This window comes from Blastococcus sp. SYSU DS0533 (genome assembly GCF_054050775.1).
Genome location: NZ_JBJGZZ010000002.1, coordinates 34,690 through 48,498, shown reverse-complemented (window position 1 = coordinate 48,498; position 13,809 = coordinate 34,690). Strand labels below are relative to the sequence as shown.

Here is a 13,809-nt window from a genome sequence, read left to right as displayed (position 1 = left end):
CCGGTCCGGGCGGGTTCGCACCAGCCGCACCGGGTAGTCGCCGTCCGTGCCGCGCGAGATGGACCCCCGGGACCCCGACACCCTCTACGCCGAAGGACCCGTCGCTGCCGAGCCGCCGGACGACGACGTCCCCGACTCCTCGCCGCTGCCCGACTCCGGCGGAACCGGGCCCGGACCCGACGATCTCGACCGGTTGCTCTGAGCGACTCGACCGGCTGCTACCCCAGACCAGCCCGGGCGGGTTCAGACCCGGGTGCCGGGTGACACCTCGTCGGCCACCTCGCGCTGGCTGACCGCGACCCCGTCGTCCTCGTCCCCGTCCTCGTCCTCCTCGTCGTCATCCTCGGCCGGCGGTGAGGTCACCTCTCCCGTGCCGCCGTCCTCCGGCGGGGTGGTCGGGGTGCCCGTCCCGTCCTCGGGCGGGGTGGTCGGGGTGCCCGTCCCGTCCTCGGGCGGGGTGGTCGGGGTGCCCGTGCCCTCCTCCGGCGGGGTGGTCGGGGTGCCCGTGCCCTCCTCCGGCGGGGTGGTCGGGGTGCCCGTGCCCTCCTCCGGCGGGGTGGTCGGGGTGCCCGTGCCCTCCTCGGGCGGCGTGGTCGGCTCGACGGTCGCGCCACCGTCCTCCGGAGCTGCCGCCGGCTCGTCGGTGACCGGGGCCGTGCCGTCGCCGCCCGGTGCACCGGCCGGCGTGCCCGTCCCTGCCGGCTCGTCGGCCGGCACCTCGGGCGCCGGCGCCACGGGCTGGGCGCGGCGCACCGGGGTCGCGCCGCCGCCGGTGACCGGCTCCGGCTGCGTCTCCGTCGCGCCCGGCCGCACCGCGACAGCGAGGCGGACGACGTCGCCGGGGCGCAAGAGGCTGCCGGCCGGGTCGACGCCGGTGACGGTCCCCGGGAGGCTCTCGGTCGTGGGGTCCTGCACCTGCCGGACGGAGAGCCCGAGGCCACCCAGCTCCGCGGCGACCTCCGCGGCGGGCCGGCCGAGGAGGTCGCCGGGCTGCAGCACCACGCCCGCCGCGGCCGATGGGCCGGAGACCGCGCCGGCGGACCGGCCGGGCTCGGTGCCTGCATCGGGCACCAGGGCGATCGCACCGGCACCGAGCAGGAACGCCGCCACCGGCAGCAGCACCACGAGGACCGGCCGGCGGATCCGCGACGCGGCCTCCGGGCGGGCCACGGGTGCGGCCCGGCGCTGCGCGGCTGCCCGGCGGCGCTGGTCCGCGCGGCGCTCCCGCCGCACCGGCGCCGCCACCACGGAGCGCGTCGGGGGCTCGCCGGACGGCCGCCGGATCGTCTCCTCTATGGCGGCGAGGAAGGCGGCGCCGTCGCGGGGCCGCTCGTCGGGGTCCTTGACCAGGGCCGCGTCGATCAGGGCGCGCACGTCGGGGGGCAGCTCGGCCGGGAGGGGCTCGGGGGTCTCCTGCACCTGCTTGAGCGCGACGGTGACCGGGTTGTCGCCGTCGAAGGCCGCGTGCCCGGCCAGGGACTCGTAGCCGACCAGGGCGAGCGCGTAGACGTCGCTGGCCGGGCTGACGTGCTCGCCCCGCGCCTGCTCGGGCGACATGTACTGGGCGGTGCCCACGACCTGGCCGGTGCGCGTGATCGGGGCGCTCCCCGCCGACCACGAGATGCCGAAGTCGGTGAGCTTCACCGTGCCGTCCGAGCCGAGCAGGATGTTCGCCGGCTTGACGTCGCGGTGCACGACGCCCGCGCGGTGGGCCTCGGCCAGGCCGGCGGCCGCCTGCCGCAGCAGCGAGAGCGTCGCCCGGGTGTCCAGCGACCCTTCCTCGGCCAGCCGCGCCGACAGCGACGACCCCTCGACGAGCTCCATCACCAGGTACGCCAGGCTCTCGCCGGTGTCCGGGGCGCTGGTCTCGCCGTAGTCGAGGACGGCGGCGATGTTCGGGTGGCTCAGCCCTGCCGCGTGCCGGGCCTCCGAGCGGAACCGGGCGACGAAGACCGGGTCGTCGGCGAACTCGCTGCGCAGCACCTTGACCGCCACCGTCCGGTGGAGCTGCAGGTCGCGAGCGCGCCAGACCTCACCCATGCCGCCGACGGCGATGAGCTCGTGGAGCTCGTACCGGCCGTCCAAGCAGCGTCGGCTGGTCTCGGCCGTGGTCACTCCCGGTCTCCTCGTGTGCTGCCGCGAGGTGCCCCCCGCGCGTCGTCCCGTGCCGTGCGCACCCAACGGGGGTGCCCGCCCGGGCGGGGGCTGAACCCCGTCGGGCCCGATCGGCTGGGATCGGCAGCTCACGGCGGGCGACCGCGGGGCCGCCGGCAGCTTCTCGTAGGGTGCCTCGCGGGCCCTCCGGCTTCGACCCCGTCCCCACCGGCAGGCGCACCCGCGTCGTCCTCGTCACCGGCGCGGGCTCCCGGCTCGGCGAGGAGACGGCCCGCCAGTTCGCCGCCCTCGGCACGACCTCGCGCTCTGCGCCCGGCGCACCGACCGGCTCGACGCCCTGGCCGAGGAGATCCGCTCGGCCACCGGTCGGCGGGTGGAGATCGCCGCCCTCGACATCACCGACGCCGACGCGGGTCCCGCGGTCTTCGCCGCGTTCGCCGGGGCGTTCGGCGCACCGACCGGGTGGCCCTCGACGCCGGGCTCGGGAAGGGCGCTGCCCCGGGGACCGGCCGCGCCGACGTCGACCGCGAGACGGGGGTGACCAACTCCGCCGGCGCGCTGGCCCAGACCGAGGCGGCGCCGGAGATCTTCCGCCGGCAGGGCCGCGGACACCTGGTGCTGATCCCCTCGGGCGGCGCTGCGCGGCATGCGCCGGTCGATGACCACCTACGCCGCCACCACGGCCGGCGTCGCCTCGCTCGCCGAGGGCGTGCGCAGCGAGTGCATCCCCGGTGCGGACGTCCCGGTCGTCCACCCCGGCTGCATCCGCTCGGAGATCAACCAGCACGTGCAGCAGCGCACCCGCTGCATGGTCGACACACCGACCGGTGTCCGGGCGGTGGTGGCCGCCGTCGAGGCCCGGCGGACCACGGCGTACGTCCCGGCGTGGCCCTGGGCGCCGATCGGGCTCGCCATGCGGGTGCTGCCCCTGTCCGTGGTCCGCCGGCTCACCTAGGCACCCGGCGCACGGGGGATCAGTTGTAGTTCACGTGCACGTGGTCGAAGTGGTTGGCCGTCGCGCTCCCGCGGTTCTCCATGGCCTTCCAGGAACCGCCCGGCGAGGACAGCATCCGCTGCTGCCAGATGAGGTAGTCCACGCCGAGCTCGTCCCAGTGCGCCCGGTGGTACTCGACGATCGCGTCGCCCAGGGCGGCGTTCGACATCACCATGTAGTCGAGCGCCAGACCCGAGGGGTGCCCGCCCGGGTCGGCCGCGCTGGCGCGGGTGCCACCGAGGGTGATCCCCGCGGCACCGGGCACGTTGCTGACCACGGCGTCGGCCGCGGCCTGGGTCTGCGGCCGGACGTTCCCGGCGGTGTTGCTGATCCGGGCCACGGCCGTGGCCGCCACCGAGGCCGCCGCGGTCGCCGCGGCCCGGGCCTGCGTCGTCGGGCTCGCCGGGGCCGCCGCCGCCTGCCGCTCGGCGGCGGCCGCCGCGGCAGCGGCCTCCTCGGCCGCCTTCTTCTCCGCCTCCGCCCGGGCCAGGGCCTCCGCCTCGGCCTTCTGCCGGTCGAGCTCGGCCTGGTCGGCCGCGGCCTGGGCCTGCTGGGCGGCGACCTGGTCGGCCTCCCGGGTGCTGCGGCTGGCTGCGAGGCCCTCCAGGGGCGCCAGGTCCTCGGTGACGTCGATCGGGCCCGACTGCGCGGACAGGCCGAGCGCCTGCGCGACGCTCACCGACTCCGAGGTGCGGGCCTCGGCCTGGGCGGTCGGCTCGACGCCGACGAGGCTGTTGACCAGGACGGCGCCGGCGACCGCGACGCCGAGGTAGAGCGCCGGTCGGCGGACGGCCGCGGGCGGGCGGCGGAGGGCGAGCGGGCCACGTCGGCCGGTGGTGGTGCTGCGAGGGTCCATGGTGTTCGGGTGCTCCGGGGTGTGAGCGCGACCGGCCGCCGGAGGGCGGGTCGCGGAGGATGCGGACAGCGGGCCCGGGCGCGGGTCACGGGGCCGCCGGGCACCGGGGGGGCCGGTGCGGCTCGACGGCGGGCGACCGGCGGGACGCCGGGCAGCGCGTGCGATCAGATCCGCGGACGCGCCCGGAGGCGGCGGTGCCGGCGGGCGCAGGGTCGTGCGGCGGTGCAGGGGCGCGCCATGCGGCGGCTCTCCGTTTCTTCCGTCTGCCGCCTACCGGGTTAGCTGACGGATTCGGGCGGGAAGCGGCCCTACCCGCGGCGGGACGTGCCCGGCGCAGGATTCACCCCAGTGCTGCGGTGGGTCCCCGGCTCGCCCCGGAAGGCGACTCGGCGGCGCCCGGCGGACCTCCCCGGTGGGGAGTGAACGACCGTCCGGGCCCAGCCACCGTAACCGCCGTTATGCAGTCGTGACAATCAGCAGGCGCGGAATTCCACGACGTGATGTGTGTCGCGGTGACCTGCACCGCCGGTCGGTGGTGTATCGCGCGCGAATCGTCAGCCGGCGTCGGCCCAGGACCGAACGACGGCCACGTCGAGCGGGAAGTCGACGGGGAAGGCGCCGAACAGGAGCCGGCCTGCGGTCGACGCAGCGGCACGGACCGCGCCGGCCACCTCGCCGGCCAGGTGGTCGGGCGTGTGCACCACCACCTCGTCGTGCAGGAAGAACGCCAGGTGCGGCCGCGCCCCCACGTCGCCCTCCCCACCGAGCCGCCAGAGCCGGTTGCGGAGGTCGGCCAGCCAGCACAGCGCCCACTCCGCCCCGGTGCCCTGGACGACGAAGTTGCGGGTGAACCGGCCCCAGGCGCGGCGGGCCCGGTCGCCCTCCTCGTGCGGCCACGCCCCCGGGAGCGGCGACCCCCGCCCGAGCAGGGTGTGCACCACCTCTCCGCGCTCGCCGGTCCGGGCGGCCTCCTCCACCAGGCCGACGGCCCGGGGGTAGCGCCGGGCCAGGCGGGGCAGCATCCGCCCGCTCTCACCCCGGGTGCCGCCGTACATCGCACCCAGGATGCCGAGCTTGGCCTCCGCCCGCGTGGCCACGGTGCCGGCGGCGACCATCCCCTCGTACAGGTCGGCGGCGCGCGCGGCCTCGGCCATGGCGCCGTCGCCGCTCATGCCGGCCAGCACCCGCGGCTCGAGCTGGGCGACGTCGGCGACGACGAACCGCCACCCCTCGTCCGCCACCGCCGCGGGCCGGACGACGGTCGGCACCGACAGCGCCCCGCCCCCGGAGGAGGCCCACCGCCCGGTCACCACCCCGCCGGGCACGAAGACGGCGCGGAAGCGGCCGTCGCGCACCCACGTGTCCAGCCAGGTCCACCCGTTGGCCGTCAGCAGCCGCGAGAGCCTGCGGTACTCCAGCAGCGCCGGGATCCCCGGGTGGTCGAGCTGCTCCAGCGTCCAGGAGCGGGTGTCGGCGACCGGCAGGCCGATGTGCTGCAGCACCCGGAGCAGCTCACCGGGCGAGTCCGGGTTGAGGGCGGGGGCGCCGAACGACGCGCGGATCTCCCCCAGCAGCCGCTCGAGGACCGCCGGGCGCCCACCCGGCAGCGGTCGCGCCCCCAGCAGGCCGGTGAGCAGACGCTCGTGCACGTCGGCCCGCCAGGGCAGGCCGGTGTGCGTCAGCTCGGCGGCCACCAGCCCGCCGGAGGACTCCGCGGCGAGGAGCAGGGCCAGCCGGTCCCGCTGCGGGGAGGCGGCCAGCACCGCCTGCTGGCGCCGGTGCTCGGCGAGCGGGTCCAGCAGGTCGGCCGGGTCGGCGAGCGGGAACAGGGCCGACTCCGGCGGCGGGCCGGGCTGCAGCGCGTCCCACCCCTGGGTGTCCTCCCCGGCGAGCAGGTCCTGGGCCGCGAACGGGGACCGCCGCAGGATCGCGTGGCCCAGCCGGAGGTCGGTGCAGCGCTCGACGCGCACCCCGGCCGTCAGCAGCGCGGGGTACCAGCGGGTCGTGTCGTCCCAGACCCAGCGGACGGGCGCCGCACCGCCCTCGCGCTCCGCCACGTACCCGGCGACCGCCGCGGGGTCGAGGCGGGCGCTGCCTCGACCCGCTCCGCCGGCGTCGAGGTCGACGGCCTCGACCGCGTCGCCGCTGCGCCGGAGCAGGACCCGGTCCACCTGCTGCCCCGCCTACGGGGCGGCAGGGCCACCCCGGCCGAGCAGCCGGTGCAGGCAGCGCGCCGGGAGGCCCAGGACGACCCGGGTGACGTGCACGCCCAGGCGCAGCAGATCGGCGTAGTCCGGCGGGCGGACGGCGACCGGCGGCCCGCCCGCACCGGTCGACGGGCGGGCGGCGGCGGCCGGGGTGGCCGGCGGCTGGGATCGGGAGACCGCGGGCCCGGGCTCGGCGGCCCCGGGCTCGGCGGCCCCGGGCTCCGCGGGCTCGGACGCCGCCGGGACGAGGAGGTCGACCGCCGACCGGCGCCGCGGACCCCGCAGGGAGGCGAACGACGGGATGGCCGGCGCCACCGGGCCCTCCTCCTCGGATCCCGCGTTCCCGCCGTCGGCCGGAACCGGGCCGCCGACCGCCGGCCGCGCGGGCGGCTCGGGGACGACGGCCCGGATCGCGGCGACCAGGCCGGGGCCCAGCCCGGCGACGGCGCTGAGCTCCCGGTGCGTGAGGGCGGCGAGCGCCTCGGCCTCGGTGATCCCGACGCGGGTCAGCGCGGTGACCGCCCGCGCGGGCAGCCCGAGCTCCCGGATCGTCCCCGCGGGCTGTCCCGGTGCGCTGGTCGGCATGTCGGCCAACCCTAGCGATGCCCTCCCGCCGCCGCTGCGGTGGCGGTCGGATCAGACGGCGGCCACCTCGTAGGTGTGCCCGGCTGCGCGCAGCCGCTCGACCAGCACCTCCCCCATCGCCGTCGCCGGGGTGAGCGAGCCGGCCCGGGCGGGCAACCGGTCCTCGTCGAGGGCGAGCGCCAGGGCGGCCTCGCCGAGCATGACGGCGGTGGCCTTGTAGCCCGGATCGCCGCTGCCCGCCGCGGTCGCCCGGTAGCGGCGCCCGTCCTCGGTGGTGGCGTCGACCACCATGCGGAACCACCCCTTCTCCCGGACGGCCTCGCTCGGGCCGGTGCCGGGTGCCGGCAGCACCCGGTCCAGCAGCGCGCGGGTCGGCCCGAGGCTCATGGCCGACACGGTGGCGAGCAGGCCCGCGGTCACCCCGGCGGCGGTCACCGCTCCCACCGGCCCGCGGCCGGCGCCCATGACCTCCCCGTAGCGCAGCGCCCGCCCGTAGGCCCAGTCCTGGAGGGCGTTGCTCCGACGCACGATGCGGGTGTTGAAGGGCGCCATGACGAAGGGCGCCGTCCACCGGCCGTCCGGCGTCTGCGCGGGCATGCCGGCGTCGCGCGGCTGGGGCGTGTCCGGCTCCGCCGCGCGGTCGGGGCTCAGGGCGAACGGGTCGCCCACCACCCGGCGCCTGGCCGGGTCGGCCTGGAGCGCCTCCACCTGCGCGCGCATCGAGTCGATCGTCCCGCCGCTGAACCCGCCGCGGAGGGTGGCGACCAGCTGCACGTCGGTCAGCCCCCCGGCGCCGTCGGCAGCGGCCTGCCGGCCGAGCAGGAAGACGCTCAGGTCCGAGGGGATGGAGTCGTAACCGCAGGCGTGGACGATCCGCGCGCCGGTCTCCTTCGCCGGGGCGTCGCAGCGCTCGATCGCGTCCCGGACGAAGAGCACCTCCCCGGTGAGGTCGGCGTAGTGCGTGCCGGCCCGGGCGCACGCCTCCACCACCGGCAGGCCGTACCGGGCGTAGGGACCGACCGTCGTCACCAGCACCCGGGTGGCGCCGGCGAGGGCGTCCAGCGACGCCGCGTCGGTCGAGTCGGCCTCGACCAGCGCCCAGTCCCGGCCGCCGGAGGGCAGCGCGCGCCGGACCTGCTCGAGCCGCTCCCGCGACCGGCCGGCCAGCGCGATGCGGATCCCGGGCGGGGCGTGCTCGGCGAGGTAGCGCGCGAGCAGCCGGCCCACGAAGCCGGTGGCCCCGTAGACGGCGAGGTCGTAGGTACGTGCGTCTCCTGCCATGCGGCCATCCTGTCCTGCCGCGGGTCCGGTGTCCCCCTGGTCTCCGCCCGCGCCCGGCCCACCGCACGTCTCGGGGAGGTCACGACCCGGAACACGGGTCACTCCGACCCCCCGCGTCTTCGAGGAACCGCGGGGGGTGCCGATGGAGGTCGCATGGCAGTGCGGCTCGCATCGGTGCGGACCGCGACCCGTCGGCAGGTCGCGGAACGGTCGTCGACGTCCCCGTGGTGGCGGTCGGCGGTGGTGTACCAGGTCTACCTGCGCTCGTTCGCGGACGGGAACGGCGACGGGATCGGTGACCTCGCCGGCCTACGCTCCCGGCTGCCGTACCTGTCCTGGCTGGGCGTCGACGCGGTGTGGATCAACCCGCACTACCCCTCCGGGGGCGCCGACGGCGGTTACGACATCGTCGACTACCGCGCCGTCGACCCCGAGTACGGGGACGTGGCCGACCTGGAGGCGCTGGTCGCCGAGGCCCGCGCACTGGGCCTGCGGGTCGTGCTCGACGTCGTCCCGAACCACACCTCCGACCGGCACCCCTGGTTCCAGGCCGCGCTGGCCGACCCGGACTGCCCCGAGGCGGCGCGCTACCACTTCGCGCCGCCGTCGGAGGAGCCCCCCAACAACTGGCGGTCGCTCTTCGGCGGCCCCGCGTGGTCGCGCACCCCCGACGGCCGCTGGTACCTGCACCTGTTCGCCCCCGAGCAGCCCGACCTCAACTGGCGCGACCCCGCCGTCGCCGCCGACTTCGAGCGGACGCTGCGCTTCTGGCTCGACCGCGGCGTCAGCGGCTTCCGGGTGGACGTGGCCTACGGCCTGTTCAAGGACGCCGGCCTGCGGGACAACCCGGGCGCCTACTCCCCCACGCTGTTCGGCCACGGCCCCGAGCAGGCGATGACGTGGAACCAGCCCGAGGTGCACGACGTCTGGCGGCGCTGGCGGTCGATCTGCGACGAGTACCCCGACACCATGCTCGTCGGCGAGGTCTGCCTGGCCGACCCGCGGGAGGTGGCCCTCTACTCCCGCCCCGACGAGATGCACCAGTCGTTCAACTTCCGGCTGCTGAAGTCGGCGTGGTCCACCGAGGCCTTCGCCGACGGCGTGCGCAGCGCGCTGGACGCCTTCGGCGAGGTCGGCGCCCCGGTCTCCTGGGTGCTGGGCAACCACGACAAGGACCGGCAGGTCACCCGCTTCGGCGGCGGCGCCGTGGGCACCGCCCGCGCCCGCGCCGCGGCCCTGCTGATGCTGGCGCTGCCGGGCTCGGCCTACGTCTACGCCGGCGACGAGCTCGGCCTGCCGCAGGCCGACGTCCCCGACGAGGCCAAGCGCGACCCGATCTTCTTCCGCAGCGGGGGTGCCCGCAGCGGTCGCGACGGCTGCCGCGTGCCGCTGCCCTGGAACCCCTCGCCCGGCGTCGGCTTCTCCACCCGCGCCGACGCCGAGCCGTGGCTGCCGATCCCGGCCGGGTGGGAGCGCTACGCGGTGTCCCGCCAGTCCCGCGACGGCGGCTCGATGCTCACCCTCTACCGCCGGGCGCTGGCGCTGCGCGAGGCGCACCCGGCGCTGGGGTCGGGCCGGGCGGCGGTCAGCACGCGGGGCGACGTCCTCACCGTCCGGTGCACGGCCGACGACGGCAGCGTGGTCCGCTGCGTGGTCAACATGGGCAGCGGGACGACGCTGGTGCGCACCCGCGGGACCGTGCTGCTGGCCTCGAACACGCACGTGCGCCGCTCCCCGGCGACCGTGGCCCTGCCGCCGCACACCGCCATCTGGCTCGCCGAGGGCTGACCTCCCCCGTCCGGGTCACGTCCGGTGCCGGGAAGCGGCAGTCGTCCCATCGACCGGCCGATGGGATCTGGTGACCAGCGTGGTGGAACGATCCGGCGGTAGACGCGGCCCCGGGCTGCCCGCACCGCCCCCCGCGGACGCGGGGGTCGCGGCGCTGCGGGCGGAGATCGCCGAGCTGGAGGACCGCTCCCGGTTCGACGAGGACGGGCTGGAGCAGCGGGCCGAGCTGGCCCGGGCCCAGGCTCGCGAGACCGGGGTGCCCGAACTGGAACGGCGCGCCCGACTCGTCCAGGCCGACCTCGTGCGCCGCCGCGGCAGCGTCGCCGAGGCCGGCCGGCTGGCCGAGGAGATCCACCGGTGGGCTGCCGATCACGACTCCCGCAGCCTGCTCGCCCGGAGCCACTACGTCCTGGCCGCGGTGTTCCAGGAGCTGGGCGACTTGTCCCTCGCGCTGGAGCACGCCGTCCGCTCCGTGGAGCTGCTCCCCGACGACGCGCGGACGCAGGTGCGCATCGACCACCACGCCCGGCTGGCCGACTGCCTCGGGCTCAACGGCGACCTCGCCGCCCGGGACCGCTACGACCACGTGCTGCGGCTCGCCGAGGAGATCGGCGACGTCGACCGGTCACTGCTGGTGCTGAACAACCGCAGCTACTGCGAGACCCTCGCCGGACGCTTCCAGGAAGCGTTGCGCTGGAGCACGAAGCTGCAGGAGCTGGCGGCGCGGCACGGCATCCCCCTCCGGGCGGGCCGGTTGGACACCGTCGGTCGCGCTCTCATGGAGCTGGACCGGCTCGAGGACGCCGAGGCCGCCATGCTGCCCGGTCTGCACCCCGAGGTCCTCGACGCCTCTCTGGACGGGGACGCCGGCGCCGACTTCCTGCTGACCCTCACCGAGATCCGCCGCCGCCGCGGGCACCTCGCCCAGGCCCAGGAGACCCTCGACGAGTGCGTGCGCCGCTGCGAGCGGCACGGGTTGACGTCCATCCGCGTGCGGGCCCGCCGCGAGCAGGCCGAGCTGCACGCCGCCGAAGGGGACTTCCGGGCTGCGTACCAGGAGCACCGGCTGTACTGCGACGAGCTCATGGAGCTCCAGTCGGCCGAGCGCGACGCCCGGGCACGTGCGCTGCAGGCCATGTACGAGACGACCGAGGCCCGCCGGCAGAGCCGGCGCTACCGCGAGCTGTCGCTGCGCGACCCGCTCACCGGCCTCTACAACCGCCGCTACGTCGACGACGAGCTGCCCCGCCTGCTGGCGGCGCACCCGGGCGAGGTCACCGTGGCGCTGCTGGACCTCGACCACTTCAAGCGGATCAACGACACCTGCTCGCACGAGGTGGGCGACCGGGTGCTCCGGGCCGTGGCGGACCTGCTCCAGGAGCACTGCCCGCGGGGATCCACGCCCGGCGGCTCGTTCGTCGCCCGGCTCGGCGGCGAGGAGTTCGTGCTCGTGCTCACCGGCACCGACCCTGCCACCGCGGTGCGGCACGTGGAGGCGGTCCGCCGGGCGATCGGAGCCCACCCCTGGGACGAGCTCACCGGAGGTCTGCCGGTGACCGTCAGCATCGGCACGGCGCACGGCGGCGGCACGCCGGCGGACGCGCTCGGCCGGGCCGACGCCGCCCTGTACGCGGCCAAGCGGCAGGGGCGCGACCGGGTCGTCGCCGGCTGACGCGCGGCGCCGCCGCGGCGGTCAGACCGGCTCGACGCCGAAGACCCGGGCGAGCCGTTCGATCTTGCGCGCCCGGCCCAGCCGCGGCAGGTCGCTGCCGTCGCGGATCACCTGACCGCGGGCGTCGAAGTCCGCCAGGAAGTCCCGCGCCCAGGCGACGTCGGACGGCGTCGGGCTGATCACCTCGTTGATCACCGGCAGCTGGTCCATGTCCAGGCACAGCTTCCCGGTCAGGCCGAGGGAGACGGTGACCGCGGTCTGCTCGCGCAGCACCGGGTGGCTGCTGCTCACCGTCGGCCCGTCGATCGGTCCGGGGAGCCCACCGATCCGGCTGGCCACCACCAGGCGTGAGCGGGGGTAGGCCATCGCCAGCTCGTCGGCGCTCGTGCCGGTGTCCCGGCGGTAGTCGCCGCTGCCGAAGGCGAGCCGGAACGCGCCACGGGCCCGGGCGATGTTCACCGCCTCCTCGATGCCCAGCGCCGACTCCACCAGCGCGAGCACCGGGGTCGACCCACCGAGGCGGTCGAAGGTCTCGGTCACGTGCTCGGCGGCCTCGGCCTTGGCCAGCATCACGCCCAAGAGCCCCGGCACCCGCGCGAGACCGGCGACGTCGTCCGCCCAGTACGGGGTGGAGTGGTCGTTGATGCGCACCCAGGCGCTGTTGCCCTCGCGGGAGAGCCACTCGGCCACCCCGTCGCGGGCCTCCCCCTTGTGCGCCGGGTCGACCGCGTCCTCGATGTCGAGGACGACCTGGTCGGCGCGCGAGTCACGGGCTACGTCGAACAGGTCCGTGCGGGCGCCGTTCACCAGCAGCCACGAGCGTGCGTCCTCGGGTCCGACCTTCTTCTTCGCTCCCACGTACCCATCCTCGTACGGATCCCCACCGCCCACCCCTCGGGGGTCCCCCGATGCGTGCCGGTCCCGGTCGTGGGTACCGCGGGAGGGTCCGAACCCGACACCACGGATGGAGCAGACGTGACCGGAGGAAACCTCGAGGAGACCGGTACCGGGGACGCCGCCAAGCGGATCGGCCAGGCACCCACGACCACCGACGTCACCGACCCGGAGCGCTCGTCGCGCAACACCGCCGCGGGTACGGGGTCCGAACCCGGGGAGGGCCGGGTGCAGCCGGCCGCGGACGAGGGCGTCGACCCCGCGGCCAGCATCGAGCCGCACAACGAAGGCCTGGCCTGACCCTCCGCCGGCGCGGCCGGGCCGGGGCAGGTCCCCGGCCCGGTCCCCGGCCCGGCCGGTGGTTCAGCCGGCCGCCACCCGCGGCGCCACCTCGGTGCCGAGCAGCTCGATGCCCCGCATGAGGTCCTCGTGCGCGAGCCGCGGGTTGGTCATCTGCAGCGCGACGCGGTCCACGCCCCCCAGCTGCTCGGAGACCCGCAGCAGCTTGGTGGCCACCGTCTCCGGGTCGCCCATGAAGAAGGCGCCGTCCGGCCCGCTGGTGGCGTCGAACTGCGCCCGCGTCGGGGTGGCGAACCCCCGCTCCCGAGAGATCTTCGCGAACATCTCGTGCCAGCCGGGGTAGATCGTGTCCGCGGCGGCCTGCGTGCTCTCCGCGACGAACCCGAACACGTGCAGCCCGACTTTCAGCGCCTCGGGCGGGTGCCCGGCGTGCGCCCCCGCCCGCCGGTACAGGTCGACCAGCGGGGCGAACTGGCGGGGCTCGCCCCCGATGACCGCGACCATCAGCGGCAGGCCCAGCAGCCCGGCCCGTGCGAACGACTCCGGCGTCCCCCCGACGCCCACCCAGATCGGCAGGGGGTCCTGCAGCGGGCGGGGGTGGACGCCCTGGCCGGTCAGCGGGGGGCGGTGCTTCCCCGACCAGGTGACGTGCTCGGATGCCCGGATGCGCAGCAGCAGGTCGAGCTTCTCGGCGAACAGCTCGTCGTAGTCGGCCAGGCTCAGGCCGAACAGGGGGAAGGCCTCGGTGAACGAGCCGCGCCCCACGACGAGGTCGATCCGCCCCCGCGAGATCAGGTCGAGGGTGGCGAACTGCTGGAAGACCCGAACCGGGTCGGCCGCGCTGAGGACGGTGACGGCGCTGCCCAGCCGGATGCGCGAGGTGCGCGCCGCCGCGGCGCCGAGGATGACCGGGGGCGCGGAGTCGTAGTACTCGCTGCGGTGGTGCTCGCCGATGCCGAAGGAGTACAGGCCGACGCGGTCGGCGAGCTCGATCTCCTCGAGCAGGTGGCCCATCCGCTCCTCCGGGCCGATCAGCCGTCCGGTGCGCGGATCGGTCACCGCCGCGACGAAGCTGTCGACGCCGACGTGCATGGACGCCCTCCGGGAGCTCGGTCCT

12 protein-coding genes and 1 riboswitch are annotated in these 13,809 nt (G+C 76.5%); of the genes, 5 read left to right on the top strand and 7 right to left on the bottom strand.

All coding sequences use genetic code 11. The features are described 5' to 3' along the window. The first annotated feature begins 46 nt into the window (after positions 1-46). The gene (locus tag ACI79W_RS03330) at positions 47-202 is read left to right on the top strand and encodes a hypothetical protein (RefSeq protein WP_456560654.1); all 156 of its coding nucleotides are present in this window, start codon (positions 47-49) and stop codon (positions 200-202) included. Positions 203-243: 41 nt separating this feature from the next. Here the strand turns inward: ACI79W_RS03330 and ACI79W_RS03325 are convergent, their stop codons facing one another. Then, a complete protein-coding gene (locus tag ACI79W_RS03325) occupies positions 244-2,115 on the bottom strand; it encodes a protein kinase domain-containing protein (RefSeq protein WP_456560653.1) in 1,872 nt (623 codons plus the stop codon). Between the two features lie 658 nt (positions 2,116-2,773). Here ACI79W_RS03325 and ACI79W_RS03320 point away from each other — a divergent pair. Further along, positions 2,774-3,070, top strand: coding sequence for a hypothetical protein (locus ACI79W_RS03320; protein WP_456560652.1), 297 nt, complete (start codon positions 2,774-2,776; stop codon positions 3,068-3,070). A gap of 19 nt (positions 3,071-3,089) precedes the next feature. Here ACI79W_RS03320 and ACI79W_RS03315 read toward each other — a convergent pair whose 3' ends face one another. From ACI79W_RS03315 to ACI79W_RS03300, 4 genes are all read right to left on the bottom strand, one after another. Then, positions 3,090-3,965 (bottom strand): hypothetical protein, encoded by an 876-nt coding sequence (locus ACI79W_RS03315; RefSeq protein ID WP_456560651.1) that lies wholly within the window; start codon positions 3,963-3,965, stop codon positions 3,090-3,092. 253 nt (positions 3,966-4,218) lie between these two features. After that, positions 4,219-4,357, bottom strand: a riboswitch (cyclic di-AMP (ydaO/yuaA leader). Between the two features lie 162 nt (positions 4,358-4,519). Further along, a complete protein-coding gene (locus ACI79W_RS03310) occupies positions 4,520-6,136 on the bottom strand; it encodes a bifunctional 3'-5' exonuclease/DNA polymerase (protein ID WP_456560650.1) in 1,617 nt (538 codons plus the stop codon). 12 nt (positions 6,137-6,148) lie between these two features. After that, positions 6,149-6,757: a DNA-directed RNA polymerase subunit alpha C-terminal domain-containing protein gene (locus tag ACI79W_RS03305; protein ID WP_456560649.1), complete on the bottom strand. Its 609-nt coding sequence runs from the start codon at positions 6,755-6,757 to the stop codon at positions 6,149-6,151. 51 nt (positions 6,758-6,808) lie between these two features. After that, on the bottom strand, positions 6,809-8,038 hold the full coding sequence (locus ACI79W_RS03300; RefSeq protein ID WP_456560648.1) for a saccharopine dehydrogenase family protein: 1,230 nt from the start codon (positions 8,036-8,038) through the stop codon (positions 6,809-6,811). Positions 8,039-8,191: 153 nt separating this feature from the next. Here ACI79W_RS03300 and ACI79W_RS03295 point away from each other — a divergent pair, with 153 nt between their 5' ends. Beyond that, entirely contained in the window at positions 8,192-9,826 is a 1,635-nt protein-coding gene (locus ACI79W_RS03295) for a glycoside hydrolase family 13 protein (protein WP_456560647.1), read from the top strand. Positions 9,827-9,896: 70 nt separating this feature from the next. Beyond that, entirely contained in the window at positions 9,897-11,498 is a 1,602-nt protein-coding gene (locus ACI79W_RS03290) for a diguanylate cyclase (RefSeq protein ID WP_456560646.1), read from the top strand. Positions 11,499-11,519: 21 nt separating this feature from the next. Here ACI79W_RS03290 and ACI79W_RS03285 read toward each other — a convergent pair whose 3' ends face one another. Further along, the gene (locus tag ACI79W_RS03285) at positions 11,520-12,356 is read right to left on the bottom strand and encodes an HpcH/HpaI aldolase/citrate lyase family protein (RefSeq protein ID WP_456560645.1); all 837 of its coding nucleotides are present in this window, start codon (positions 12,354-12,356) and stop codon (positions 11,520-11,522) included. 117 nt (positions 12,357-12,473) lie between these two features. On the opposite strand from ACI79W_RS03285, the gene ACI79W_RS03280 reads away from it, so the two are divergent. Further along, the gene (locus ACI79W_RS03280) at positions 12,474-12,692 is read left to right on the top strand and encodes a hypothetical protein (RefSeq protein WP_456560644.1); all 219 of its coding nucleotides are present in this window, start codon (positions 12,474-12,476) and stop codon (positions 12,690-12,692) included. Positions 12,693-12,755: 63 nt separating this feature from the next. Here ACI79W_RS03280 and ACI79W_RS03275 read toward each other — a convergent pair whose 3' ends face one another. Beyond that, positions 12,756-13,784 (bottom strand): LLM class flavin-dependent oxidoreductase, encoded by a 1,029-nt coding sequence (locus ACI79W_RS03275; protein ID WP_456560643.1) that lies wholly within the window; start codon positions 13,782-13,784, stop codon positions 12,756-12,758. Between the last annotated feature and the right edge of the window lie 25 nt (positions 13,785-13,809).

Excerpts from the sequence above, each read along its gene's own strand:
- ACI79W_RS03320 (WP_456560652.1), top strand. The coding sequence starts at position 2,774 with ATGACCACCTACGCCGCCACCACGGCCGGCGTCGCCTCGCTCGCCGAG.
- ACI79W_RS03315 (WP_456560651.1), bottom strand. The coding sequence starts at position 3,965 with ATGGACCCTCGCAGCACCACCACCGGCCGACGTGGCCCGCTCGCCCTC.
- ACI79W_RS03305 (WP_456560649.1), bottom strand. The coding sequence starts at position 6,757 with ATGCCGACCAGCGCACCGGGACAGCCCGCGGGGACGATCCGGGAGCTC.
- ACI79W_RS03300 (WP_456560648.1), bottom strand. The coding sequence starts at position 8,038 with ATGGCAGGAGACGCACGTACCTACGACCTCGCCGTCTACGGGGCCACC.
- ACI79W_RS03295 (WP_456560647.1), top strand. The coding sequence starts at position 8,192 with ATGGCAGTGCGGCTCGCATCGGTGCGGACCGCGACCCGTCGGCAGGTC.
- ACI79W_RS03275 (WP_456560643.1), bottom strand. The coding sequence starts at position 13,784 with ATGCACGTCGGCGTCGACAGCTTCGTCGCGGCGGTGACCGATCCGCGC.